Origin of the sequence: Dactylosporangium sp. CA-139114, assembly GCF_050955725.1 — a bacterium.
Lineage (GTDB): Bacteria > Actinomycetota > Actinomycetes > Mycobacteriales > Micromonosporaceae > Dactylosporangium.
On record NZ_CP192080.1, the window covers coordinates 1,566,698 to 1,591,557 of the forward strand.

A 24,860-nucleotide genomic window follows, 5' to 3' on the forward strand; every position below is an offset into this window, starting at 1 on the left:
CGTGCCCGCCGCCAGCGCTTCCGTGGTCAGCGCTGGCGATGTGTCCGCGCGTGGCTCCCGCGATGTGTCCGCGGGTGGCTCCCGCGGCGTGTCCGCGCGTGGCGACGGCCCGGCGCTTCACGTGCGGGGGACGCTGCTGCCCTCCGGCGAGCGGCGCGATCTCTGGCTGGTCGGCGACCGCGTGACGTTCACGCCGGTCGCCGGTGCGCTCACGGTCGCGGACGAGGGCTACATCCTGCCCGGGCTCGTGGACGCCCACTGCCACCTGGGCATCCAGCCCGGCGGCCGGCCGTCCGACGGGATCGACCAGGCGCGGTCGCTCGCGGTCGTGGATCGCGACGCGGGCGTCCTCGCGATCCGCGATGCGGGCTCCCCGATCCCGTACGCCTCCCTCGACGACGATCCCGACGTCCCCCGCCTCGTGCGCGCCGGGCGGCACGTCGCGCCCCCGAAGCGGTACCTGCGCGACATCGGCGTCGAGGTCGGCGAGGCGGACCTGGCCGGCGAGATCACCCGCCAGGCCGGCCTCGGCAGCGGCTGGGTGAAGCTCGTCGGCGACTGGATCGACCGCGGCGTCGGCGACCTCGCCCCCGCGTGGGACGTCGCCGCGATGGCCGGCGCGATCGAGGCCGCGCACGCCGCGGGCGCGCGGGTCGCGGTGCACACCTTCGCCGAGGAGTCGGTCGCCGCGCTGGTCCGCGCGGGCGTGGACTCCGTCGAGCACGGCACCGGCCTGAACGAGTCCGACATCGACGAGATGGCCCGCCGCAACACGGCCCTCGTCCCCACAATGATCAACATCGCGACGTTCGGTGGCATCGCGGCCCAGGCGGAGGACAAGTTCCCGGCGTACGCCCGGCACATGCTCACCCTCCGCGACCGCTTCCCGTCGATCGTGCGCGCCGCCCACGAGGCCGGCGTCCCGATCTACGTCGGCAGCGACGCGGGTGGTGGCATCGACCACGGGCTGGCCGCCGAGGAGATGCTCCTGCTGCACCGCGAGGCGGGCCTGCCGGCCGAGGCCGTGCTGCGCGCGGGCTCGTGGGGCGCCCGCGAGTGGCTGGGCTTCCCGGGCCTGGTCGAGGGTGGCCTGGCCGATCTCGTCGTGTACGCCGAGGACCCCCGCACCGACCTGACCACCCTGCTGCGGCCCCGCCGCATCGTCCTGCGCGGCCGAGTGGTCCGCTGACCCCTTCGAACACCGGCTGGTGCGGTGACCGCCAACGTTGACCGGGTTGGTGGCCGCCGTGAGCGCTCGTTCGGCTGTGTCGCGGACCCGGCAAAGGTTGGTGGACACCGCACTGGACGGCGCGCCCGGCACCGACACGACCACCCCCGCACCGCGCTGTTGACCCAGCACCGACTGTCCACCCCGCACCGGCCTGGCCGCTCTACTCCGGCCCTGTCGCATCGTGGTGCGGGCCTGTCGCATCGTGGTGCTGGCCGAGCGATCCGCTGAGCTCTCCGCGCGCCGATCAGACGACGCGCCCGCGCGTTCGGGCGGTCTGCTGGGCATCCGCGCACCGACCGGGCGACGCGTCCGCGCGTCCGCGTTTCGCCGACCGTCCCTCGTTCAGGTGATTCGCAATCAGGTCGGCGAGCTGCGCCGATGCCCTCGCCGACCCGCCATGATCTGGGTGCCGCAAATTCGGCGGCGACCGTCCCCCGCCGGGCCGCTGCCGCGCGTCCGAGCGCCGGATGCCACCGGTCGGTCGCCGCCCGGTGTGACCTGCCAGGCGGCCGTCCGGGGCGGGCTCGGGAGCGCGGAGCCGATACACTGACCGCGTGCCGTTGCGTCCCGGAAGACCGGTCCTGCACCGGCATTTCACGCGTGACACGCTGGTCTGGGCGCCGTTGACGCGCGTGGTCTCCGACGACGAGCAGGGCACCCGCCTCTGGCTGGCGACCGGCAGCCCCGTCATCCGGCAGGTCAACGAGGACGGCCAAGGGCCACGCGGGATGCCGTTCGAGCAGTGGATCGCCGAGCCGAAGAAGATCATCCATGACGTGTACCGCGGGCCGAGCACGCTGAAGTTCCACCCGCGCGGGGCCGCGTATTCGGTGTGGTGGCTGTTCGACGCCGAGCTGCGCTTCCGCGCGTGGTACGTGAACCTCGAGGAGCCCGGAGTCACCTGGGATGACGGCCCGGTCGCGGGGATCGACCTCACCGACCAGGACCTCGACATGTGGATCTGGCCGGACCGGCGCTGGGGCTGGAAGGACGAGGACGAGTTCGAGGAGCGGCTGGCGCACCCGGACTCGTACTGGGTGAGCGACCCCGACGCCGTCTGGGCCCAGGGCCGCGCGATCGTCCCGCTGATCGAGGCGGGGGAGTGGCCCTTCGACGGCACGTGGACCGACTTCCGGCCGCCGGACGAGTGGACGATCCCGGAGCCGGTGACCGAGGGCTGGGACCGGCCCCGGGAGCGGGCGTGACGACCCCGAGCGCGACTGCTCGCTTCCGGGCGGGCGCGACTGCTCGCTTCCGGGCGGGCGTGACTGCTTCCGAGCGGGCGTCACCGCTCCCAAGCGGGCGTCCGCCGTTTCCGGGTGCGTGTGGCCGCTCCCGAGCGGGCGTCCACCGTTTCCGAGCTGGCTTGAGTGCCCGCGTGACCGCTCCCGAGCGGGCGTGGCCGCTCCCGAGCGTGTGGCCGCTCCCGAGCGGGCGTCCACCGTCTCCGAGCTGGCTTGAGTGCCCGCGTGACCGCTCCCGAGCGGGTGTGACCGCTCCCGAGCGTGTGGCCGCTCCCGAGCGGGCGTCCACCGTCTCCGAGCTGGCTTGAGTGCCCGCGTGACCGCTCCCGAGCCGGGTATGGCCGCTCCCGGGCGCGAGTGAATTCAGATATCACCGGAACCCCGCGCGGCGGGGCCTACCCAGGGAGCGCGGTTGAGCGTCGTCTTCACGCCCGGCCAGGTGATCATGCATCGCAATGTGCGGCGGGGGCGGATCGGGTGGGTACGGCCCGCGCGCGTCGTGTCCGATGACGAGCGCGGGTTGCTGCTGTGGATCGCGCGGCACACTCCCGTGGTCAACGAGGTGTCCGGTGACGGGTACGGGATGCGAACGATGCCGTTCGCCGACTACGTCACGCGCGGGACCTCGCTCAAGCAGGGGACCTGGGACGGGCCGGGCGTGCTGAAGCTGCACCGGCCCGGCGATCCCGCGCACTCGGTGTGGTGGTTTCGCAACGATGCGGACGAGTTCACCGGGTGGTACGTCAACCTGGAGCGCCCGGCGATCCGCTGGAGCGATCCGGGGGCCGCGTCCGGGGTCGACGTGACCGACGAGGATCTCGACATCATCGTGGCGCCGGACCGTACTTGGGAGTGGAAGGACGAGGAGGAGTTCCTCGAGCGGCTCGCGTTGCCGGAGCAGTACTGGGTCGAGGACGAGGCGGCGGTGCGCGAGGAGGGCCTGCGGGTCGTCAAGGAGATCGAGGCGGGGGGCTTTCCGTTCGACGGCACCTGGACGGACTTCATGCCGCCACCCGAGTGGGAGCTACCCGGCCTCGAAGCCGGCTGGGATCGGCCCCCGCTTCGCTGACGTCCGCCCGGCGCTTCCGCGCGTCCGAACAGGCGGGCCCGAGCGACCTGGGCGTCCGCGCGTCCGAGCAGGCCAGCGTCGGAGCGGACCCGCGCGTCCGGGCGACCCGAGAGACCCGCGCGTCCGAGCGACCCAAGAACCCGCACGTCCGGGCGACCTGGCAGTCGGGCGAGCGCCCAAGCTCCCAAGCGTCCAAGGGTCCAAGCGCCCGGGCGTCCGCGCGTCCGGGCGTCCGCGTCCGCGCGTCCGGGCGTCCGGGCGTCCGCGCGACCGGGGCAACCGAGCGAGCCGACGGCTGAGTCATCGACCGGTGGCACGGCAGCGAAGCCGAACGGGCCCCGCAGTGTGGTCGGCCTCCGGCGGCGCGGACCGAGCTCCGGATGACGCAGCCCGAGCGGCAGCCGCACGCGTCCGCGTGTGAGACCAGACGTGCGGGATCAGCCGTGCGAGGCCAGCCGCGCGGGCGATTGGTCGTGGGCGAGGCCACCCGCGCGGGCGATTGGTCGTGGGCGAGGCCACCCCGCGCGGGAGATCGGCCGCGCGCGAGGCCACCCCGCGCGGGAGATCGGCCGCGCGCGAGGCCACCCCGCGCGGGAGATCGGCCGCGCGTGAGGCCACCCGCTCGGGAGATCAGCCGCGGCGAAGCCACCCGCTCCGGAGATCGGCCGTGAAACGTTCATCGTCGAGGGCATCCGGGCGGTCGAATTCGGGTGAGGGGCGGGGGCTGCACTGGAGGTACCGGCGAAAAGGGCCGAAATATGGAACAAGCGGCCGTTGCGCGGGAGAGGATGGGCTCACGCGGGGTCGTTTTTGCGCACGGTAGCGGGTCTGGCACAATGGTCTGCTGGTATCCGGTGTGCGTCCGAGCCCTCTAACCCGGCGTCGCGCCAGTCCAACAGAGCAGCCGACGGCGCCATCCCCACGGTGTCCGGGCGGTCGCTCGGCTTCCAACAGATCCAGGAGCGAGCAACCAAGTGGCCGTCAAGATCCGGCTCCTGCGGATGGGCAAGATCCGCAACCCGCAGTACCGCATCGTCGTCGCCGACTCGCGCACCAAGCGCGATGGTCGGGCGATCGAGTTCGTCGGGCTGTACCACCCGAAGGAGGAGCCCTCGCGCATCGAGGTCAACTCCGACCGCGTCCAGCACTGGCTCTCCGTCGGCGCGCAGCCGAGCGAGGCCGTGCAGGCCATCCTGTCCAAGACCGGCGACTGGCAGAAGTTCAAGGGTCTGCCGGCCCCGGCCGAGCCGCTGAAGGTCCGCGCCGCGGCTCCCGACCGCAAGGCCGCCTACGAGGCCGAGGCGCAGGCCGCCGCCGGTCTCGCCGACGCGCCGAAGGCGAAGAAGGCCGCCGAACCGAAGAAGAAGGCCGAGGCCGAGGCTCCGGCCGCGCAGGCGGAGGAGCAGTCCGGTGCCGGCGCCGGCGCGGAGGCCTGACGTGCTGCGCCCGGCGCTCGAGCACCTGGTCAAGGGCATCGTCGACAACCCTGACGACGTCCGGGTGCGGATGGTCGACTCCCGCCGCGGTCAGCGGCTGGAGGTCCGGGTCAACCCGGAGGACCTCGGCACCGTGATCGGGCGCGGCGGCCGCACGGCCAAGGCGCTGCGGCAGGTCATCACGTCGATCGGCGGCCGCGGCGTGCGCGTCGAGATCGTCGACGCGTACTGACGCATGCTGCTCGTCGTCGGTCAGGTCATCCGCGCGCACGGCGTCCGCGGCGAAGTCGTCGTGGACGTGCGCACGGACGCGCCGGCTGAGCGTTTCGCCGTCGGGTCGGTCCTCGAGACCGACTCGACGGCGGTGCGGCGTCTGCAGACCGTCCCGCCGGGCGCGTGGCGGCCGCCGCCGACGGTCACCATCGAGACGGTCCGCCCGCACCAGGGCCGCCTCCTGGTGGTTTTCGAGGGCATCTACGACCGCAACCTCGCCGAGGACATGCGCGGCGTCCTGCTGTGCGTGGACAGCGCCACGATCCCGCCGAGCGACGACCCGGACGAGTTCAACGACCACGAGCTGGTCGGGCTCGACGTCGTCGACGCCGCGGGGGAGCACGTGGGCGAGCTGCTGCGCATCGACCACGCGCCCGCGCACGACCTGCTCGTCGTGCGGCTCGCCGACGGGCGCACCGGCCTGGTGCCGTTCGTGCGCGAGATCGTTCCCGAGGTCGACGTGCCCGGGCGGCGCATCGTGATCACCCCGCCGGAAGGCCTCTTCGACCTATGAGGGTCGACGTCGTCACGATCTTTCCGGAGTACCTCGCGCCGCTCGATCTGTCCCTGATCGGCAAGGCGCGCGCGAACGGGACGCTCCAGCTGGCAGTACACGATCTGCGGAGATGGACGCACGACGTCCATCGCACCGTGGACGACACGCCGTACGGCGGCGGTCCCGGCATGGTGATGCGGCCCGAGCCGTGGGGCCAGGCCCTCGACGCGCTGGCCGGCCCCGAGACCCACCTGATCGTGCCGAGCCCGGCCGGCGCTCCGTTCACCCAGGCGACCGCGCGCGCCCTGGCGGGCGAGAAGCACCTGATGTTCGCGTGCGGCCGTTACGAGGGCATCGACCAGCGCGTCTTCGACCACGCCGCCGCGCGGATGCGCGTGAGCGAGGTCTCCCTCGGCGACTACGTGCTCTTCGGGGGCGAGGTCGCGGTCCTCGTGGTGCTCGAGGCGGTCACCCGGCTGCTTCCGGGCGTGCTGGGCAACGCCGACTCGCTGGTGGAGGAGTCGCACGCCGACGGGGTCCTCGAGGCGCCGATGTACACCAAGCCGCCCAGCTGGCGCGGCCTGGACGTGCCCGACATCCTCCGCTCGGGCGACCACGGCCGCATCGCGCGGTGGCGCCGTGAGCAGGCCCTGCAGCGCACCGCCGAGCGCCGCCCGGACCTCATCGCCGCCCTCGAACGGCGGGCCTCCGACGGTGATCAAGGGGCCTGATTTCAGGTTCTGCGCGTCGATGTGGCAAAGTAGTGAGGTTGCCGCGGCCTGACGTGTCCGGCACCCATGATCACAAACCCTCGCGCGCCGCGGAGATCGGGCGTGCCTTGAGTGACGAGGAACAGCCGCGATGAACACGCTGGACGCGCTGGACGCACAGTCGCAGCGGACCGATATCCCGAGCTTCCGTGCCGGTGACACCGTCAAGGTGCACGCCCGGGTCGTCGAGGGCAACCGGTCCCGGGTCCAGGTCTTCCAGGGCGTCGTGATCCGTCGCCAGGGCGCCGGCCTGCGGGAGACCTTCTCGGTCCGGAAGGTGAGCTTCGGCGTCGGCGTCGAGCGCACCTACCCGGTGAACAGCCCGGCCGTCGACCGGATCGAGGTCGTGACGCGCGGCGACGTGCGCCGCGCGAAGCTCTACTACCTCCGTGACCTGCGGGGCAAGAAGGCCAAGATCAAGGAGAAGCGCGAGACCAAGGTCAGCAGCTGACCTCGGGCTTCGCTGGATCGCCGACAGGGAGGGGCGCGGCGCGCACCCTCCCTGCGTCGCGTCCGGGACCGGATCTTTCGGTCATCTGGAGCCGGTCTCCCCAAAGTGGTCTTGTGCATCTAGGCTGACGCCGATGGCAAGTGACCCCTACGGCCGCGATGGTTACGACGATCGCGCCGACGACCAACACCCGCGCGATCGCCCCCTGGACCAGGCGGGCGGACGGCGCGGGCAGCAGCAACCCTTCGGCGGCGTCAGCTACCCGGGCCACGACTACTGGTCGACCCCGGGGCGCTCGGACGCCGAAGAGGGGCAGCGCGCCTACGACGGTGGCTGGCAGCGTGACGCCCGCGACGCCTATGGGCGCAGCGAGACGCCGCCCGGCAACGACGTCGTGCCCGGTCGTCGTGACGTGGAGCCCAGGCGCGACCTCGCGCCGGGCCGGGGTGGCTACCAGCGCGACGACGACTGGAGCTCGGGCGGCGGCGGCCGGGGCGACTGGGGTCGCGAGCCGGAGCGCGGCTGGAGCCGCGGCGACGATCGCGGTGGCCAGGGCGACTGGAACCGCGGGCGATCCTGGGACGACGACCCGTACGGCTCCCGGCGCGGCCAATGGGGCCGCGACGAGCCGCCGATGGTGCGTGACCGCGCGTTCGAGCGCGACCGCGGCTACGACGAGGCCGGATACGACGATCCGCGGGAACGTCGCGAGCGGGAGCGCGCGGATCGGTACGAACGCGGCTATGACCGTGGCGAGCGCTCGACGGGCTCGGGTGCCCGGCCCCGCCGGGGTGCCCCGCTCGAGGACGACTCGGTGTCCACGTGGCGCAGCAAGGTCCGCCGCAAGCGCAAGAACATGCCGCTGTGGCAGGAGCTGCCGCTGCTGCTGATCGTCGCGTTCTGCCTGGCCGTGCTCATCCGCACGTTCCTGGTGCAGGCGTTCTTCATCCCGTCGGGCTCGATGGAGGAGACCCTGCTCGTCGGCGACCGGGTGCTGGTCAACAAGGTGCTGTACGACGTGCGGGAGCCCGAGCGCGGCGAGGTCGTCGTGTTCACCGGCCCGGACACGTGGGCGCCCGAGAACCAGGTCGACAAGAACGCCGGCTTCTTCGCCGAGCTCGGCCAGACCGTCGGCGACCTCGTCGGCTTCTCCCAGCCGGGTGAGAAGGACTTCATCAAGCGGGTGATCGGGCTCCCGGGCGACACCGTCGCCTGCTGCGACGTCGACGGGCGCGTCACGGTCAACGGCTATCCGCTCGACGAGTCGGCGTACCTCTACGACAACTCCCCGCTGGACGCCGCCCCGAACCCGAGGCAGTGCACGGCGCGCCGGTTCGGGCCGATCAAGGTCCAGGCCGGGCAGATGTTCGTGATGGGCGACCACCGCGGCGTCTCCCAGGACTCGCGCTGCCAGGGCCAGGTGCCGATCGACAACGTCATCGGCCGCGCGTTCGTGATCCTCTGGCCGAGCAGCCGCTGGGGCTGGCTACCCGTGCCCGACACGTTCAAGAACGTCCCGAAACCGCAGGCTCTGCCGCCACCCGGGCCGCATGTCACGCGTGCGCACAACGATCCGTTGGTCCCAGATATGGTACTTGTGCCGATCGCTGTCTCGTTCTCGCTTTCGACCCGTTCGGCGCGTCAGGAGCGGTTGAGGCGTCGCCGATGGTGACGAGCACGTACCCTTCAGGGCGTGATTGACGAGCAGACCAAAAAGCCCAGTAGCTTCTGGCGCGAACTGCCGGTGTTGCTGGGCGTGGCGATCATCGTCGCCGTCGTCGTACGCGCCTTCGTCCTGCAGACGTTCTTCATCCCGTCCGAGTCGATGGAGAACACGCTGCTCATCAAGGATCGTGTGCTCGTCAACAAGCTGGTGTACGACTTCCGCTCCCCGCATCGCGGCGAGGTCATCGTCTTCACGGCGCCGGACTCGTGGCGCAACGACCCGTCCGAAGAGGACTTCATCAAGCGCGTCATCGCCGTCGGGGGCGACCACGTCGTGTGCTGCGACGACAAGCAGCGCATCACGGTCAACGGCACGCCGCTGGACGAGTCCTACATCTACGCCAACGCCGACGGGCTGCAGGACCTCCCGAGCGAGGAGCAGTTCGACGTCACGGTGCCCAAGGACCGCCTGTGGGTGATGGGCGACCATCGGTCCCGCTCGGGCGACTCGCGGTACAACTTCATCCGCACGAAAGATCCCAACCAGGCCACGATCCCCGAGGACGCCGTGATCGGCCGGGCCTTCGTGGTCTTCTGGCCCTTCGACCGGGCCAAGTGGCTCAGCGTCCCCGACACCTTCGACAAGGTGCCGGATCCGACCTCCAAGTGATTGCGTCGTAGTCTCGTCGGTATGACGGAGGCCGCGGCAGACATCGACCGCCGGGCGGCGCGGGTGCTCCTGCTCGACCCGTCCGGGCGCGTCCTGCTCATGCGCGGATGCGACCCGGCGCGGCCCGAGCACCGCTACTGGTTCACCGTGGGCGGCGGCCTGGAGGCGGGGGAGTCGCTCGCCGACGCGGCCGTGCGCGAGGTCTACGAGGAGACCGGGCTGCGCATCACCGGGTCCGACCTGGTCGGGCCCATCCGCACCGATCGGGTCGAGTTTCCCTTCGACGGCCGTCGGTACTCGCAGGAGCAGACGTTCTTCGTCGTGCGCTCGGAGGCGTTCACCGCTGATCTCTCCCACCTCGCGGACTACGAGGCGACCAGCGTCGACACCACCAGGTGGTGGTCGGCGGACGAGCTCGCCGCGACGTCGGAGCGCTTCTACCCCGCCGACCTTCCCGGCCTGCTGCGGGAGGTGGCCTGAGATGCTCGCGCCTCCGCGCACCGTCGTGCACCGCGCCGCGGGCCTGTGGGCCCTCGAGCGGGCCCTGCAGCGGCGCGGGTTCAACCGGGTCGCCGGGGCCGACGAGGCGGGCCGTGGGGCCTGCGCGGGACCCCTCGTCGTGGGCGCCGTCATCCTGCCGCAGGGCCGCCGCGGCGAGATCGAGGAGCTCAACGACTCCAAGTTGCTGACGGCGGCCGCGCGGGAGCGCGTCTACGAACAGGTGATCCGGCGCGCGGAGGCGTGGACCGCGATCGTGATCCCGCCCGGCGACATCGACCGCCGCGGGCTGCACGTGTGCAACCTGGCCGGCATGCGGCGCGCTCTCGCGAGCCTGTCGGTGCGGCCGGAGTACGCGCTCACCGACGGCTTCAAGGTCGACGGCCTGGGCATCCCCGGCCTCGCGGTCTGGAAGGGTGACCAGGTCGCCGCGTGCGTCGCGGCCGCGAGCGTCGTGGCGAAGGTCACGCGGGACCGGATCATGGAGCAATTGCACGAGACGTACCCGCAATACGGCTTCAACGAGCACAAAGGCTATGCGACCCCGGTGCACGGCGCGGCCCTCGTGGCCCACGGGCCGTGCCCCGAGCACCGTTTCTCCTACGCGAACGTGGCGGCGGTGGGGCGGCCGGGCTCACGGCGCGGTAACGTCGGCGTGGCGCCCGGCGAGGCCGCACGGGTTCCGGCGCAAGTGGGCGACAATGTGGCTATGGAAGGCGGACCGCGATGAGCGCCGAAGATCTCGAGAAGTACGAAACCGAGATGGAGCTCCAGCTCTACCGGGAGTACCGCGACATCGTCCGCCAGTTCTCCTACGTGGTGGAGACGGAGCGCCGGTTCTACCTGGCCAACCAGGTCGACCTGCACGTGCGCAACTCGGACGGCGAGGTCTACTTCGAGGTCGAGATGCACGACGCCTGGGTCTGGGACATGTACCGGCCGGCTCGCTTCGTGAAGAACGTCCGCGTGATGACCTTCAAGGACGTCAACGTCGAGGAGCTCGAGAAGCCCGACATCTCGCTGCCCGACAACGGCTTCGGCGGCTGATGCGTCAGCGGCGGGTGCGTTAGCACACCGCGACCCGGCCTGTCAGTCCCTGTGCAGGCCGGGGTCGGTTATCCACAGGCGGCAAGATCGCGTTTGCCCTGGCCGCCAGAATCCGCGACGCTCGCGGCCATGTTGAAGAACTTGACCCGCATCGGGCTCCTCGTCCTCGCCGCCACCGCCGTCGCCGCGGCCTCCACGGCCATCGCCGCCGCTGCCTCGGCCTTGTCCACGCCCAGGCGGGCCGCGGCCTCCTCCTTCGCGGCCGGCCCTGCTGAGGCCGTTGCTGAGGCCCCGGCCGAGACGCCGGCGGACGGCGTGTTCCAGGCGCCGCTCGACGGCCCGGTGACCGTGACGAGAGGCTTCGAGCCGCCCTCGGACCGTTATGCCGCGGGCCACCGGGGTGTGGACCTCGCGGGCGCCCCCGGCCAGACCGTGCGCAGCGCCGGCGAGGGCACGGTCGTCTTCGCCGGGATGGTGGGCGGCCGGCCGGTGGTGAGCGTCGAGCACCCCGGCGGCGTGCGCACCACCTACGAGCCGGTCTCCGCGACCGTGGTCCGGGGCCAGGCGGTCTCGCGCGGAACGCCCCTCGGCACGCTGAGACCGGGCCACCCCAACTGCCCGGTGGCGGCATGCCTGCATTGGGGTCTGAGAACCGACGGCAACGTGTACCTCGACCCGCTGACCCTGCTCCGCCCGGCGCCCGTACGCCTCCTACCGCTGCACTGACCCGCGCTCCTCCGCCTCGTTCGAGCGCCTCATGCGAGCAGCTTCGGCAGCCCCGCCGCCAGCCGCTGATAGTCCTCGGCCCGGTTGTAGATCTGGCCGGACAGCCGCAGATACCCGCGCCCGCGCCACGCCGCCAGCCCGACCTCGGCCGCGAGCTCGTCCGAGATCCGCCGGCGCAGCGCCGCCGCCGCCTCCGGGTCGCTCGCCACGCCCGGGCGCAGCGGGATCACCGTCATCGGCAGCCCGGTCGCCGCCGGCACCTCGGCGCCGATCGCCTCCGCGACCACGCGCTGCCCATACTCCGCCAGCGCCGTGTTGTGCCGCCGCACCGCCTCGATGCCCAGCGTGCGCAGCACGAACAGTCCCGCGGGCGCGGCCAGCCAGGGCGTGTAGTCGTGCGACCCGAGCCACTCCAGGTTCGCGGGGAAGCCGGCCTCGGTGGACCACGACAGGACCAGCGGCCGGATGCGTGCCCTCCGCGCGGGCGCGACGGCGAGCAGCGCGGTGCCGCGCGGCGCGTACGCCCACTTGTGCAGGTTCCCGGCCCAGAAGTCGGCCCCGAGGTCACTCACCCGCGGGTCGATGACGCCTGGCACGTGCGCCGCGTCGACGTGCACCGCCACCTGCTCACCCCGGCGCTCCCGCACCGCCTCGACGATGCGCCGCACCGGGAACACGCGCGCGGTCGCGGCGGTGATGTGATCGACGATCACCAGCCGGGTCCGGGGCGTGGTCGCCTCCAGCACCGCCGCCGTGACCGCCGCGTCGTCGGCCTCCAGCGGCACCCGCGCGACCCGATGCACCGCCCCGGTGCGCCGGCACGTCGCGGCGACCGCCAGGTCGACGGCACCATAGCCGTGATCGGTCGTCACGATCTCGTCTTCGGTACCGAGATCAAGGCTCCCGAGCACGATCGACGTCGCCGTGGAGACGTTCTCGACCAGCGCCGTGCCCTCGGGGTCGGCTCCGACGAACGCGGCGAGGTGCCGCCGCACGTGGGCGATGCGCTCCTCGAGCCCGACGGCGAAGAACCGGTGCGGGTTGGCTTCCATCTCCTCGCGTACCCGCTGCTGAGCCCGCTGGACCGCGACCGGCACCATCCCGAAGGCGCCGTGGTTCAGGTGCGCGACGGCTGCGTCGTGCGAGAACAGCAGCCGAGCACCGGGAATCGGCTCGGGAGCGGACACATCCACGATCTTAGGGCTCCCACCCCGGCTCCCGCGCCTACTTGCCGCGGACCCATCCCGCTCGCCCACCGCGCGTCCTGCGCGCTCGCCTGTCTCGCGTCCTGCACGTATGCGTGCGTCGCGTCTCTCGCGCTCGGGTGCGTCGTGTCCTTCGCGCCCGGGTGCGTCGCGTCCTTTCGCCCGCGTGCGTCGCGTTTTACGCGCGCGGGTGCGCCTGCTCGTATGCGGCGCGCAGCCGCTCGATCGACACGTGGGTGTAGATCTGGGTGCTCGACAGCGACGCGTGCCCGAGCAGTTCCTGGACCGAGCGCAGGTCGGCCCCGCCTTCCAGCAGGTGCGTGGCGGCGGAGTGCCGCAGGTCGTGCGGCGAGGTGTGGGGGAGCCCGGCCGCCCGCGCGTACGCGTCGACGATCCGCCGCGCCGAGCCCGCCTGCAGCCGGCCACCGCGCGCGCCGAGCAGCAGCGCCGCACCGCTCCCGGCACCCTCGAGGGCCGGGCGGCCGTGCCGGAGCCAGGCGGTCAGCGCATCGTCGGCGGGCAGCCCGTAGGGCACCGAGCGCTCCTTGTCACCCTTGCCCACCACCCGCACGACGCGGCGCATCCGGTCGACGTCGCCGAGGTCCAGGCCGCACAGCTCACTGACGCGGATCCCGGTGCCGTAGAGCAGCTCGAGCACCAGCCGGTCCCGCAACCCCAACGCGTCCGCGCGGCCCGACGGCGACGTCACCAGCGTCTCCGCCTGGTCCGCGCGCAGCACGGTCGGCAGGTCCCGGTGCGCCTTCGGGCTGGCCAGACGCTGGCCCGGATCCGTCTCGATGAGTCCCTCGCGCGCGGCCCAGGCGGTGAACGTCCGCGCGGCCGCGGCGTGCCGGGCGAGGCTCGTGCGGGCGTCCCCGGCCGCGCGCCTCCGCGCGAGCCACCCGCGCAGCACCGCGAGGCTCAGCCCCGCGGGCGCGTCCGCGCCTCCGGCCGCGGCGTGGTCGAGCAGCGACACGACATCGCCGACGTAGGCCCGCACGGTGTGCACCGACCGGTTCCGCTCGGCCGCGAGGTACCGCGCGAAGTCGTCGACCGCGTCCCGCATGCTCGCGGGCAGCCGCTCGTGCAGCTCGGCGGTGCCGGGCGGGGGAGCGGCGGCCTGGCCACGTCCGCCGCTGCGGCCCGCGGTGCCGCCACGCGACGGGGCGGAGCCGCGTCCGCGCGCGGCCGCGCCTTGCTGTTTGGCGGTGGGCGCTGTGCCGGCCTTCGTCGCCGCGCTCGCCCGCGCCGTCGCGGTGATGTCGCGCAGGCGCTCGGACGCGTGTGCTCCGGCGCCCATGCCGGCGCCCGCGCCTGTCTCTGCACCAGCACTCGCGCCTGTGCCAGCGCCCGCGCCTGTGCCGGTGTCAGCGCCTGAGCCTGTGTCCGCGCCCGCGCCCGCGTCTGTACCAGCGCCCGTGCCCGCGCCAGCGTCTGTGTCAGCGCTCGCGCGTGTGGCGGTGTCGGTGCTCGCGGTCGCGCCCGCGCCTGTGTCCGCGCCCGCGTCTGCGTCGATGCCGGAGCCGTCCGGCGATGCCTCGCGCGGAGTCAACGGCGCTGCTGCTCTTCGAGGAACCGCTCGATCAGCCCGCGCACCACGGCCGCCATCGTGAAGCCGTGCTCGGTGCACCACACGCGCAGCTCGGCGTGCCGCTCGGCCGGCAGCCGGAACGTGACCAGCTGACTCTCCTCACCGGGCGGCAGCGAACCACCCAGGACGCCGTGGGAGGCCGACTCCTGGCCGAGGTCGGGCGGCCCGATGAGGTTCCGGCCGCGCAGCGCCGCGGTGGCGAAGAGCCCGCTGCGGTCCATGGGCACCGTGCGTCCGAGCAGCCAGGCGGTGATCTCCTGGCGGGTCGCGGTCGGGAGCGTCTCGAGCAGCTCCACGAGTTTCTCGACCGGAGCAGTCATACCGCCACGATAGCGCCCGATATCCCGCTATCGCTATGCGTCGGCTCAATCGACCGGACGCGTACACCTTGGATTTCTTCGATCAGTTCCGGCAGCATCCGGTCGATCACCGGGCCGGGGACGCTGACCACGAACTCGTCCGTCGCCACGGTGCCGTCGCGGCCGAGGACGCGCATCTGGCGGATGTCGACACCGAGGCGGCCGAGCAACGTGGTCACCTGGCCGAGCGAGCCGGGCCGGTCGGGAAGTTCGACGATCACGTGACGTAGCGACATGGGGCAAGCCTGACGACGCTGCGTTTCCCGGCCGTTACGACGCCACGTCGCCCGGCTTTCCGAGAATTCGTTGACAACGTCAAAGGATCTGATGACGATGTCAAGCATGACTATCGAGTCGGTCGCCGCGTTCCGGCGGTTCAATCGCTTCTACACGAACCTGATCGGCGTGCTGCGGGCCGGACTGCTCGACTCGCCGTACTCGCTCGCCGAGGCCCGGGTGCTCTACGAGCTCGCCGCCGCGCCCGCGCGCGTGCTGGACGTCGCGGACCTCCGGCAGGGGCTCGACATGGACGCCGGCTACCTGAGCCGCATCCTGGGCCGCTTCGAGGGCGACGGCCTGGTCGTGCGGGAGCGCTCGGACGCGGACGCGCGCAAGCAGCGCATCCGCCTCACCGACGCCGGGCGGACGGCCCAGGCCGAGCTCGACCAGCGCTCGGACGCGCAGGCGGCGGCCCTGCTGGGTGCGGTGACGGAGGTGGACCGGCGGCGCCTCATCGGCGCCATGGACGCCATCGAGACGATCCTTGGCGACCGTACGGCGTCCGCGCCCACGGTCGTGCTGCGCCCACCGGGCCCGGGCGACCTCGGCTGGGTCGTCCAGCGCCACGGGGCGCTCTACACCGCGGAGTACGGCTGGAACGACGAGTTCGAGGCGATGGTCGCCCGCATCGTCGCGGACTATGCCGAGTCGCACGACCCGCGCTGGGATCGCGGCTGGATCGCCGAGGTCGACGGCGAGCCCGTCGGCTCGATCTTCTGCGTCCGCGCGGGTGAGGGGACCGCGAAGCTCCGGCTGTTGCTCGTCGAGCCCAAGGCTCGCGGACTCGGCGTCGGCGGCCGCCTCGTCGACGAGTGCGTCCGCTTCGCCCGCAGCGCCGGCTACCGCGACATGGTCCTGTTCACGCACGACATCCTCGGCGCCGCTCGCCGCCTGTACCAGCGAGCCGGGTTCGAGCTCGATCACGAGGAGCGCAAGCCGGCCTACGGCCAGGACCTCGTACACCAGCACTGGCGGAAAATTTTCTGACGACGGCCCGGTTGCGGCCCCAAGCCGCCCGGCCTGCGCCGCGACCCGCCCGCATACCAACATCACCGAACTCCCTCGAACTTATCCACAAGCACCTCGTTGTCCACAGGTCTGGGCTTCGGCGCGACGCAGTGATCACCCCGATCCGCGAGAGTCGCCCGCATGACGAACCACAACCAGCTCGTCGGCGGCTTCGGTGAACGAGTCGCCTGCCGATACCTCGTCTCACAGGGCCTCGTCCTGCTCGACCGCAACTGGCGCAGCCCGGCGGGCGAGCTGGACGTGGTCGCCCGCGACGGCGCCGACGTGGTGTTCGTCGAGGTCAAGACCCGCAGCAGCACCCGATACGGCCAGCCCGCCGAGGCGCTTGTGCCGGCCAAGGTCCGCCGCCTGCGCAGGCTCGCCCAGATGTGGCTGGCCGCGAACGACGTGCGCTGGGAACGCGTCCGGTTCGACGTGATCGGCGTGCTCGTCGGCCGGGGCGTGGCCATCCAGCACCTGCGTGGGGCGTTCTGATGGGGTACGCCCGCGTCTACTCCGTCGCCCTGCACGGCGTGGCCGGTGAGGTCATCGTCGTCGAGGCCGACGTGGCCCCCGGCCTGCCCAGTCTCGTCGTCTCCGGCCTGCCGGACGCGGCGCTGAGCGAGGCCCGCGACCGTGTCCGGGCGGCCGTGCAGAACTCCGGCGCGTACTGGCCGCAGGCGCGCATCACCGTCAACCTCCTCCCGGCGCACGTGCGCAAGCACGGCTCCGGCTTCGACACCGCCGTGGCGATCGCGGTGCTCGCGGCCGGGGCCGACCTGCCCATCGGACGGCTCAAGGGCGCCGTGATCCTCGGCGAGCTGGGGCTCGACGGCACCGTCCGGCCGGTTCGCGGGGTGCTGCCGGCCGTTCTGGCCGCGAGCCGGGCCGGGAAGGAGCTGGCTCTGGTGCCGCTGGCGAACGTCACCGAGGCCCGCCTCGTCCCCGACATCGAGGTCCGCGCCACCGACAGCCTCGGCCGGATCATCGGCTACCTGCACGGCTCCGAAAATCTGCTTGACCCGACGCCCCAGGCGCCGCCGGCGGAGGCTGCTCCGCTCGACCTCGCTGACGTCCTGGGCCAGGAGCGGGGCCGCCGTGTCATCGAGCTCGCCGCGGCCGGACGACACCATGTCGCGATGTTCGGTCCGCCTGGAGCGGGTAAGACAATGCTCGCCTTTCGGCTTCCGGGCGTGCTGCCACCTCTCGCGGATCAGGAGGCACTTGAGGTGACGGCACTGCACTCGGTCGCCGGTGCGCTGCCGCCGGGCAGTGGCCTCATCCGCCGGGCTCCGCTCCAGGCGCCACATCACACGGCCTCGATCGCCGCGCTCGTCGGGGGCGGCAGCGGGCTGGCCAAGCCCGGTGCGATCAGCCTGGCCCACAACGGGGTGCTGTTTCTCGACGAATGTGCCGAGTTCGCCAATGGTGCGCTGCAGGCACTGCGGCAGCCTCTGGAGGAGGGCGAGGTGAGGCTGCGGCGGATCAACGGCGAGACCGTGTATCCGGCTCGGACACAGTTGGTCCTCGCGGCCAACCCCTGTCCATGCGCGAAGCCGGGTGGCAAGAAGCTGTGCGAGTGCTCGTCGATCGTCCGGCGGCGCTACCAGGCGAGGCTCTCCGGGCCACTGATGGATCGCGTCGACCTCCAGGTGGACCTGGATCCCGTCCGGTCGGCCGCCCTCGTCGTCGCCGAGCAGGTCGAGTCGACGGCGGTAGTCGCCGATCGAGTGCAAAAGGCCCGCGAAGCTGCTGGTGAGCGATGGAAGCCCGCGGCCGCGTCGAACGGCGAGGTCTCGGGCTCGCTACTGCGACATCACAGGTTCCGCCTGCCGAGGCCGGTGGTGAGGCCACTGACCGACGCGATGGACCGCGGTCGCCTGTCCGCGCGGGGCTTTGACCGAGCCGTGCGGGTGGCGTGGACGATCGCGGATCTCGATGGGCGGGTGCGGCCCGAGGCGGCGGACGTGCGGGAAGCGCTCGAGCTGCGTTCGAGGACCGTGCGATGAGGCCGGGGGAGGAGCGGGTGGCGCGCATGGCGCTCGGGATGCTCGTCGAGCCCGGATGCCGCGAGCTCGGTGTGCTCGTGCGCTCGGTCGGCGCACAGGAGGCGTTGGCTCGGGTGGTCGGTGGGTTCGGCATCTCGCGCGCGCTGGCGGGGGCGGTGCAGGCGCGGGTGCGCGGCTCCGGCGTGGAGGGCTCGCCGGACGTGGGCACGCAGCTCGCCGAGCGGATGGAGGAGCTGGCGGAGCGGCTCGGGGCGCGGATCGTCACCGCGGTCGACGAAGAGTGGCCGTCGGCGCTCGACGATCTGGTCAAGGCCAGCCGCGAGGGCAACATGCTGCGCCGGGACACCGATCCGCCCATGTGTGTCTGGCTGCGCGGACCGCTGCGGTTCGCCGAGACGCTGGAGCGGTCCGTGTCGGTGGTGGGCGCGAGGGCGATCACCGGGTACGGCGCGTATGTCGCGTCGGAGTTCGCGTACGGGCTCGCGGAGTGCGGGTGCACGGTCGTGTCCGGCGGAGCGCTCGGCGTCGACGTGACCGCGCACCGGGGTGCGCTGGCCGGAGCCGGCGCGACGGTCGCGGTGCTGGCGTGCGGGATCGACAAGGCGTACCCGGCGGCGAACGCGGCGGTGCTGGAGCAGATCGGCGACGAGGGGCTGCTGGTCACCGAGTGGCCACCCGGCACCCACCCGCACAAGACGCGGTTTCTGACCCGCAACCGGGTGATCGCCGCGGCGACGAGGGGCACGGTGATGATCGAGGCCGGGTCACGCAGCGGGGCGCGCAGCACACTCGGGTACGCACGGCTGCTCCAACGCACCGCGATGGTCGTGCCCGGGCCGATCAACTCGCCGATGTCGGTCGGCTGCCACGTCGAGCTGCGGCAGCCGGGCACGGTGCTGGTGACTCGGGTCGAGGAGGTCATCGAGGAGATCGGCAGCATCGGGGAGCTGGCCACGCCGATCCAGGGGGCCGGGCGGCCCGAGGACGTCCTTGATCCGCTGCAGGCTCGCATTCTGGACGCGGTCCGGCCGCGGCGGGCGACGACGGCGGAGCAGATCGCCGCCACGGCCGGGGTCAGCGGGCGCGATGCTCGCCGGAATCTGCCGCTGCTGGAGGAGCTCGGGTTCGTGGTGTCGGGGCCGGACGGCTACCGGCTCAGCAGCGAGCCGCGCGGTCCGGTCGAGGGCGAACCGCCGCCGGCCGGGCGCCCGGCGGGCCGCCGGGGGAGCGCGGAGCCCCGACCGCCCGGCGGAGAGGAGGGGTGGTGAGCGGGTCAGAGCCGCTGCAGCCGCGCGACCGCCTCGTCGAGGACCTCGTCGCGTTTGCAGAACGCGAACCGGACGAGCCGTCGGCCGGCCTCGGCATCGTCGTAGAAGACCTGTGTCGGCACCGCGACGACGCCGCAGCGCTCGGGCAGCGCCAGGCAGAACTCGACGCCGTCGGTGCCGCCCAGCGGGGTGATGTCGGCGGTGACGAAGTACGTGCCCTCGGGCTGCAACACCGCGAACCCGGCCTCCGTCAGGCCCTTGCACAGGCGGTCGCGCTTGCGCTGCAGCTCGTCGCGGAACTCCTGGTAGTAGGAGGCCGGCGACTCCAGGGCCACCGCGATCGCGGGCTGCAGCGGGCCGGCGTTGACGTACGTCAGGAACTGCTTCACCCGCGTCACGGCCGACACCAGCGGGCGGGTGCCACATACCCAGCCGATCTTCCAGCCGGTGCACGAGAACGTCTTGCCGGCCGAGGAGATCTGCACCGTGCGCTCCCGCATGCCGGGCAGGCCGGCGAGCGGTACGTGCGGGGCGGCCGCGTCGCTGAAGATCAGGTGCTCGTACACCTCGTCGGTGACGGCCAGGACGTCGTACTCGACGCACAGCTCGGCGATCTGGGTGAGCTCGGCCTCGGTGAAGACCTTGCCGGTCGGGTTGTGCGGGGAGTTGAGCAGCACCAGGCGGGTCCGCGGGCCGAACGCGGCGCGCAGCTCGGCCGGGTCGAAGGAGTATCGGCCCTCGGCGGCCCGCAGGGTGACCGGGCGGCGGACGGCTCCGGCGAGCGCGATGGATGCGGCGTAGGAGTCGTAGTACGGCTCGAAGCAGACGACCTCATCGCCGGGCTCGCACAGGGCCAGGACGCTCGCCGCGATCGCCTCGGTCGCGCCGGCGGTCACCAGGATCTCGCCGTCCGGGTCGTACTCGAGGCCCCAGAAGGACCGTTGGTGGGCCGAGATCGCGGCGCGCAGCTCGGGGATGCCGGGGCCCGGCGGGTACTGGTTGCGGCCGCCGCGGATCGCTGCGGCCGCCGCGTCGAGCATCGCGGCCGGGCCGTCGGTGTCCGGGAAGCCCTGGCCCAGGTTGACGGAGCCGGTGCGCACGGCGAGCGCCGACATCTCCGCGAAGATGGTGGTGCCGAACGGGCGCATGCGGGCGATGAGCGGATCACGCGAGGCGTCAGTCACCCCCCGAGTATGCGGCCGGGTGCGGCGCTCGGGCCGATGTGGTCCTGGCCCCGCGGGCGCCGATGCGGGTGCGGTCCGGTGGGCTCGGCGAGCATCCCCGGGCCGAGGGCTGGATCGGTTGGCCAGGGGAGGAACGCGAGTACGAAGGCCCCGAATGCGGACCGGCGAGCGGCAGGTCCGGGAGGACCGTGGAGCGTGAAGGCGGTGGCAGGTGCGGGAGGGTCGCGGGGCGTGGATGCGGTGGCACGTGCGGGAGGGCCGCGGGCGTGGATGTGGCGTCAGGTGCGGCAGGAGCGCGGAGCGTGCATGAGGAACGCCTGCGATCCCGAGAGCCCTGGTCAGGGGCTGCGGGGCGTGGTTGGGCCGGCAGCGACGCAGATTACAAGCACCTTTGCCGGGTGGCGAGGATCATGCCGAGGGCCTACCGTGACGGACCGTGGATGGACGCCGGAACTTCTCCCCGGACCCGGATGCGGATTCCCGCTGGTACCCGGAGGACCGTGGATACGACGACCGCGGGTACGACGACCGCCGTGACGATCGTGGGCACGACGACCGCGGCCGCGGTGACCGGGGCCGGGACGAGCGCTCGCGGGGCCGCGACGACTCGGATCGCGGGTACGGCGAGGATCGTGGATACAGCGAGGACCGCGGGTACACCCCGACGCGGTATGCGGACGAGCGGGAGTACGACGACGGCGGGTACCGGGTTCCGGAGCCGCGGGGAGGAGGCCGTGGATACGGTGCCGACCCGCTGAGCTACGGCGACAGCCCCAGCGGGCAGTTCGGCGCCTCGGCCCTCGGGCGGGGCGGTGACTCGGGTGAGTATTCGGGGGAGTTCGTCAGCCGGTCGCGGCGCTCCGAGGCCATCGACCGCAGCGCGTTGCAGCGGCCGGTCTCCGGAGGCGGTGCCTCCGGCGGGCTCGCTGGGGCCTCGATTCCGGGGCTCACCAGCTCGGGGTCGCCGATTCAGGGATTGCCGACGATCACGCCGTCCAGCTCCGGGCCGCTCGGTTCAGGTGGGGCGGGAGCGGCCGTAGCGACCGGCGGGCCCGGAATGGCCGGCGGGCCCGGAATGGCCGCCGGGCCCGGAATGGCCGGCGGGCCCGGAATGGCCGGCGGAGCTGGAGGGGTCGCAGTGGCCGGCGGGATCGGCGGGGGCGGTGCGACCAGCCTGCTCGGGGCCGGAGCGGCCGGGCCGGTGTCCGGTGGGCCCGTTTCGGGAGTGCCGGGCTCGGGTGCGCCAGCCGGGGCCGGAGTTGGGGCCGGGGCTGAGGGCGTGCTCGGCGGGGGCGGGAGCACCGGATCGATGCCGAACGCCTTCGCCGGTCCTACGGCGTTGACCGCGGCCGTGCCGGCGCCTCGGCAGCAGTACGGGGCGGAGGTGGGCGGTGCGGTGTACCAGAGCAAGCGGCCTGGGCTCGCCGTCGTGCTGGTGGTGTTGACGGTGCTGTTCGAGCTGCCTGTGCTGCGGCTGTTCATCCACGCCGTGACCGCGAGTGACGTGCCCGCGGGGGCGACGCTCGCCGGGATGTTCATGATTCCGGCGCTGCCGATGTTCTCGCTCGGGCTGTATGGGCTGATCGGTGGGGCGGCTGCGGCGGCGCCCGGGGTGCGAGCCTGGTTGCGGACGCCGCTCGCCTACCTGCCGGTGGCGTTGTTGCTGTTCGTCGCGGCTGGGCTCGCCGCATAGGGCATCAGCCGGCCGCGAAAGTCGCGAGCCGGTAGAGGCATGGCGGCCACGAAACCGGCCCTACCGGCACCGCGCGAAAAAAGGGCGAAGAGGCGAATGAAGGCCTGCCCCCGAGTCGCACGGTGAACAGGGCCCTGCCCGAGTCGTGCGGTGTAGAGAGCCAGGCCCGCCCGAGCCGCGCGGTGTAGAGAGCCGGCCTTGCCCAAGCCGCGCGGTGTAGAGAGCCAGCCTTGCCCGAGCCGCGCGGCGAAGACCTCGGGTCAAGGCCGTCGCCCGGGCGCGAGCCCGCGGCCGCCAGCCGTCGACGTCGCAGCAGCAAACGCGCTGAGACGTGCTGCTAAGACGAACTGTCGTGGTGTCGTAGCCGAGCGCAAGCCCCCGCGAAACCGCTGCCGTGACGTCGTAACCGAGCGCAAGCACCGTGACACAGTTGCAGGTGACGTCGCGACCGGCGCATCGAGAGTCCCGCCGAGGCACACAACAGCCGCAAGCGCCGCGAAACGGCTGCGAGCGACGATGGAGCCGAGCGGGCCAAGAACGACAAACGACGCGACCAGCCCAAAACGGTTACAGCCGGGCGAACTACACGTCAGTGGGGGCATTCGTGGAAGCCCGGGCCCGGCGCGTACACTTTCACCGGCGACCGCACAGCGTGCGGTCGACCTCGCGCGCCCTCCCCAGCCCGCCGCATTCCCAGCGCCGGGTGAGCATTCCGGGGCGGCGGCCGCCCTGGTCCCGAGAGAACGCGTGGTGCACCACCGCGCGTGCGAAGGGTGAGACGGCCGACGACCGGGCGCCAGGACGGCGGGCCGACCGGTTCGCCGTGAACAACCAGGATCGAAGGGATCCCGCCGACATGGCCGTGACCATGCGCCAGCTGCTCGAGAGTGGTGTGCACTTCGGGCACCAGACCCGCCGCTGGAACCCGAAGATGAAGCGCTTCATCTTCACCGAGCGCAACGGTATCTACATCATCGACCTGCGCCAGACGCTCGACTACATCGAGAAGGCGTACGACTACATCCGCAACACGGTGGCCGAGGGTGGCTCGGTGCTGTTCGTCGGCACCAAGAAGCAGGCCCAGGAGGCGATCGCCGAGCAGGCGACGCGCGTGGGGCAGCCCTACGTCAACCACCGCTGGCTCGGCGGCATGCTGACCAACTTCCAGACGGTCTACAAGCGCCTCCAGCGGATGAAGGAGCTCGAGAGCCTCGACCTGACCGGCACCGCGCAGGGGTACACCAAGAAGGAGACCCTGCAGCTGTCCCGCGAGCAGACGAAGCTCAGCCGGACCCTCGGTGGTCTGCGCGACATGCAGAAGCTCCCGTCGGCGATCTGGGTCATCGACACCAAGAAGGAGCACATCGCGGTCGACGAGGCCCGCAAGCTGGGCATCCCGGTCATCGCCGTGCTCGACACGAACTGCGACCCGGACGAGGTCGACTTCCCGATCCCCGGCAACGACGACGCCATCCGCTCCGCGGCGCTGCTGACCCGCGTGGTCGCCGACGCGGTCGCCGACGGTCTGATCGCTCGTTCCGGGCGGGCCACCCGGGCCGACCAGAAGCCCGAGCCGGGCGTCGTGGCCGGTGACGAGCCGCTCGCCGAGTGGGAGCGCGAGCTGCTCGAGGGTGGCGCCAAGGCCGCCCCCGCCGCGGCGGCCCCCGCTGCCGAGGCCCCCGCCGCCGAGGCCCCCGCTGCCGAGGCTCCCGTCGCCGCGGCTCCGGCCGCCGAAGAGAACAACCAGGCGTAACCCACAGAGCGAGAGAGAGTCATGTCCAACTTCACCGCCGCGGACGTCAAGCGGCTCCGCGAACTGACCGGTTCCGGCATGATGGACTGCAAGAAGGCGCTCGAGGAGGCCGAGGGCGACTTCGACAAGGCCGTCGAGCTGCTGCGCATCAAGGGCGCGAAGGACGTCGGCAAGCGTGCCGGGCGCACCACCGCCAACGGCCTCGTCGCGCACTCGGGCTCGGGTCTGGTCGAGATCAACTGCGAGACCGACTTCGTGGCCAAGAACGAGGCGTTCGTCGAGCTCGGCCAGAAGCTCGCGGCGCACGTCGACGCGACCAAGCCGGCCGACGTCGAGGCGCTGCTGGCCTCCAAGCTCGGCGACGCCACCGTGGCCGACCTGGTGCAGGCCGAGTCGGCCCGCATCGGCGAGAAGCTCGTCATCAACCGCATCGCGGTGCTCGGCGAGCCGGTCGCGATCTACATGCACCGCAAGAGCCCCGACCTCCCGCCGCAGGTCGGCGTCGCGGTCGAGTTCTCCGGCAAGAACGACGAGGCGGCCGTCGCCGACGCTCGCGCCGTGGCGATGCAGATCGCCGCGATGCGGCCGAAGTACCTCACGCGCGACGAGGTCCCCGCCGACGTGGTCGAGTCCGAGCGGCGCATCGCCGAGGAGACCGCCCGCGAGGAGGGCAAGCCCGAGCAGGCCCTGCCGAAGATCATCGAGGGCCGGGTCAACGCCTTCTTCAAGGACTTCGTCCTGATCGAGCAGCCCTCGGTCAGCGACAACAAGAAGACGGTCAAGCAGGTGCTGGCGGAGGCCGGCATCGAAGTGACGCGGTTCGTGCGCTTCGAGGTCGGCCAGGCCTGACCGGCGGGTACAACAGCAGTGAGGGGGTCACGGTCCACCGGATGGAGACCGTGACCCCCTTTCCACAAGCAGACAGAAGGGTGCCC

26 protein-coding genes are annotated in these 24,860 nt (G+C 72.4%); 21 read left to right on the top strand and 5 right to left on the bottom strand.

Features of this window, described 5'->3' with window-relative positions; genetic code table 11:
• Window positions 1-88 precede the first annotated feature (88 nt).
• The 14 genes from ACQP2P_RS07015 (at window position 89) to ACQP2P_RS07080 (ending at window position 11,576) form a co-directional block, all read left to right on the top strand.
• On the top strand, window positions 89-1,189 hold the full coding sequence (locus tag ACQP2P_RS07015) for an amidohydrolase family protein (protein ID WP_433614101.1): 1,101 nt from the start codon (window positions 89-91) through the stop codon (window positions 1,187-1,189).
• A 596-nt stretch (window positions 1,190-1,785) separates the two neighbouring features.
• On the top strand, window positions 1,786-2,436 hold the full coding sequence (locus ACQP2P_RS07020) for a DUF402 domain-containing protein (RefSeq protein WP_433614102.1): 651 nt from the start codon (window positions 1,786-1,788) through the stop codon (window positions 2,434-2,436).
• A gap of 484 nt (window positions 2,437-2,920) precedes the next feature.
• Window positions 2,921-3,544 (top strand): DUF402 domain-containing protein, encoded by a 624-nt coding sequence (locus ACQP2P_RS07025; RefSeq protein WP_433619020.1) that lies wholly within the window; start codon window positions 2,921-2,923, stop codon window positions 3,542-3,544.
• Between the two features lie 974 nt (window positions 3,545-4,518).
• Complete coding sequence (rpsP, locus tag ACQP2P_RS07030; protein WP_433084290.1) at window positions 4,519-4,980, top strand: 30S ribosomal protein S16; 462 nt, start codon at window positions 4,519-4,521, stop codon at window positions 4,978-4,980.
• Entirely contained in the window at window positions 4,955-5,212 is a 258-nt protein-coding gene (locus ACQP2P_RS07035) for an RNA-binding protein (protein WP_033357826.1), read from the top strand. Before rpsP ends, ACQP2P_RS07035 begins: the two co-directional genes overlap by 26 nt.
• 6 nt (window positions 5,213-5,218) lie before the next feature.
• A complete protein-coding gene (rimM, locus tag ACQP2P_RS07040) occupies window positions 5,219-5,767 on the top strand; it encodes a ribosome maturation factor RimM (RefSeq protein ID WP_433619022.1) in 549 nt (182 codons plus the stop codon).
• Entirely contained in the window at window positions 5,764-6,480 is a 717-nt protein-coding gene (trmD, locus tag ACQP2P_RS07045; RefSeq protein WP_433614103.1) for a tRNA (guanosine(37)-N1)-methyltransferase TrmD, read from the top strand. Before rimM ends, trmD begins: the two co-directional genes overlap by 4 nt.
• Window positions 6,481-6,610: 130 nt before the next feature.
• A complete protein-coding gene (gene rplS / locus ACQP2P_RS07050) occupies window positions 6,611-6,970 on the top strand; it encodes a 50S ribosomal protein L19 (protein ID WP_350621052.1) in 360 nt (119 codons plus the stop codon).
• Window positions 6,971-7,784: 814 nt separating this feature from the next.
• Entirely contained in the window at window positions 7,785-8,642 is an 858-nt protein-coding gene (gene lepB / locus ACQP2P_RS07055) for a signal peptidase I (RefSeq protein WP_433619024.1), read from the top strand.
• A 21-nt stretch (window positions 8,643-8,663) separates the two neighbouring features.
• The gene (lepB, locus tag ACQP2P_RS07060) at window positions 8,664-9,305 is read left to right on the top strand and encodes a signal peptidase I (RefSeq protein ID WP_433084293.1); all 642 of its coding nucleotides are present in this window, start codon (window positions 8,664-8,666) and stop codon (window positions 9,303-9,305) included.
• 21 nt (window positions 9,306-9,326) lie between these two features.
• Window positions 9,327-9,785, top strand: a complete 459-nt coding sequence (locus ACQP2P_RS07065; protein WP_433614104.1) for an NUDIX hydrolase — start codon at window positions 9,327-9,329, stop codon at window positions 9,783-9,785.
• A 1-nt stretch (window position 9,786) separates the two neighbouring features.
• On the top strand, window positions 9,787-10,533 hold the full coding sequence (locus tag ACQP2P_RS07070) for a ribonuclease HII (RefSeq protein WP_433614105.1): 747 nt from the start codon (window positions 9,787-9,789) through the stop codon (window positions 10,531-10,533).
• Window positions 10,530-10,850, top strand: coding sequence for a DUF2469 domain-containing protein (locus ACQP2P_RS07075; RefSeq protein ID WP_033357832.1), 321 nt, complete (start codon window positions 10,530-10,532; stop codon window positions 10,848-10,850). Before ACQP2P_RS07070 ends, ACQP2P_RS07075 begins: the two co-directional genes overlap by 4 nt.
• Window positions 10,851-10,979: 129 nt before the next feature.
• The gene (locus tag ACQP2P_RS07080) at window positions 10,980-11,576 is read left to right on the top strand and encodes a M23 family metallopeptidase (protein WP_433614106.1); all 597 of its coding nucleotides are present in this window, start codon (window positions 10,980-10,982) and stop codon (window positions 11,574-11,576) included.
• Window positions 11,577-11,605: 29 nt separating this feature from the next.
• Here the strand turns inward: ACQP2P_RS07080 and ACQP2P_RS07085 are convergent, their stop codons facing one another.
• The 4 genes from ACQP2P_RS07085 to ACQP2P_RS07100 form a co-directional block, all read right to left on the bottom strand.
• Complete coding sequence (locus ACQP2P_RS07085) at window positions 11,606-12,763, bottom strand: aminotransferase class V-fold PLP-dependent enzyme (protein ID WP_433614107.1); 1,158 nt, start codon at window positions 12,761-12,763, stop codon at window positions 11,606-11,608.
• Between the two features lie 196 nt (window positions 12,764-12,959).
• Window positions 12,960-13,847, bottom strand: a complete 888-nt coding sequence (locus ACQP2P_RS07090) for a tyrosine recombinase XerC (RefSeq protein ID WP_433619025.1) — start codon at window positions 13,845-13,847, stop codon at window positions 12,960-12,962.
• Between the two features lie 482 nt (window positions 13,848-14,329).
• Window positions 14,330-14,692 carry a hypothetical protein gene (locus ACQP2P_RS07095; RefSeq protein ID WP_433614108.1) on the bottom strand — a complete coding sequence of 121 codons (363 nt, stop codon included), beginning with the start codon at window positions 14,690-14,692 and terminating at the stop codon, window positions 14,330-14,332.
• A complete protein-coding gene (locus ACQP2P_RS07100; RefSeq protein WP_433614109.1) occupies window positions 14,689-15,075 on the bottom strand; it encodes an ACT domain-containing protein in 387 nt (128 codons plus the stop codon). The genes ACQP2P_RS07095 and ACQP2P_RS07100 overlap by 4 nt, the downstream gene beginning before the upstream one ends.
• Between ACQP2P_RS07100 and ACQP2P_RS07105 the strand changes: the two genes are divergently transcribed.
• The 4 genes from ACQP2P_RS07105 to dprA all read left to right on the top strand — a co-directional run bounded on the left by ACQP2P_RS07105 (window position 15,074) and on the right by dprA (window position 19,295).
• Window positions 15,074-15,997 (top strand): bifunctional helix-turn-helix transcriptional regulator/GNAT family N-acetyltransferase, encoded by a 924-nt coding sequence (locus ACQP2P_RS07105; protein ID WP_433614110.1) that lies wholly within the window; start codon window positions 15,074-15,076, stop codon window positions 15,995-15,997. The genes ACQP2P_RS07100 and ACQP2P_RS07105 overlap by 2 nt on opposite strands.
• Before the next feature lie 162 nt (window positions 15,998-16,159).
• Window positions 16,160-16,513, top strand: coding sequence for a YraN family protein (locus tag ACQP2P_RS07110; protein ID WP_433614111.1), 354 nt, complete (start codon window positions 16,160-16,162; stop codon window positions 16,511-16,513).
• Window positions 16,513-18,027, top strand: a complete 1,515-nt coding sequence (locus ACQP2P_RS07115) for a YifB family Mg chelatase-like AAA ATPase (RefSeq protein WP_433619027.1) — start codon at window positions 16,513-16,515, stop codon at window positions 18,025-18,027. Before ACQP2P_RS07110 ends, ACQP2P_RS07115 begins: the two co-directional genes overlap by 1 nt.
• Window positions 18,024-19,295: a DNA-processing protein DprA gene (gene dprA / locus ACQP2P_RS07120; RefSeq protein ID WP_433614112.1), complete on the top strand. Its 1,272-nt coding sequence runs from the start codon at window positions 18,024-18,026 to the stop codon at window positions 19,293-19,295. Before ACQP2P_RS07115 ends, dprA begins: the two co-directional genes overlap by 4 nt.
• Before the next feature lie 5 nt (window positions 19,296-19,300).
• Here the strand turns inward: dprA and ACQP2P_RS07125 are convergent, their stop codons facing one another.
• Window positions 19,301-20,443 carry a pyridoxal phosphate-dependent aminotransferase gene (locus tag ACQP2P_RS07125; protein WP_433619028.1) on the bottom strand — a complete coding sequence of 381 codons (1,143 nt, stop codon included), beginning with the start codon at window positions 20,441-20,443 and terminating at the stop codon, window positions 19,301-19,303.
• Between the two features lie 1,345 nt (window positions 20,444-21,788).
• On the opposite strand from ACQP2P_RS07125, the gene ACQP2P_RS07130 reads away from it, so the two are divergent.
• The 3 genes from ACQP2P_RS07130 to tsf all read left to right on the top strand — a co-directional run bounded on the left by ACQP2P_RS07130 (window position 21,789) and on the right by tsf (window position 24,774).
• A complete protein-coding gene (locus ACQP2P_RS07130; protein WP_433614113.1) occupies window positions 21,789-22,172 on the top strand; it encodes a hypothetical protein in 384 nt (127 codons plus the stop codon).
• 856 nt (window positions 22,173-23,028) lie between these two features.
• Window positions 23,029-23,925 carry a 30S ribosomal protein S2 gene (rpsB, locus tag ACQP2P_RS07135; protein ID WP_433614114.1) on the top strand — a complete coding sequence of 299 codons (897 nt, stop codon included), beginning with the start codon at window positions 23,029-23,031 and terminating at the stop codon, window positions 23,923-23,925.
• Between the two features lie 21 nt (window positions 23,926-23,946).
• Window positions 23,947-24,774: a translation elongation factor Ts gene (gene tsf, locus ACQP2P_RS07140; protein ID WP_433614115.1), complete on the top strand. Its 828-nt coding sequence runs from the start codon at window positions 23,947-23,949 to the stop codon at window positions 24,772-24,774.
• The last annotated feature ends 86 nt before the right edge of the window (window positions 24,775-24,860 follow it).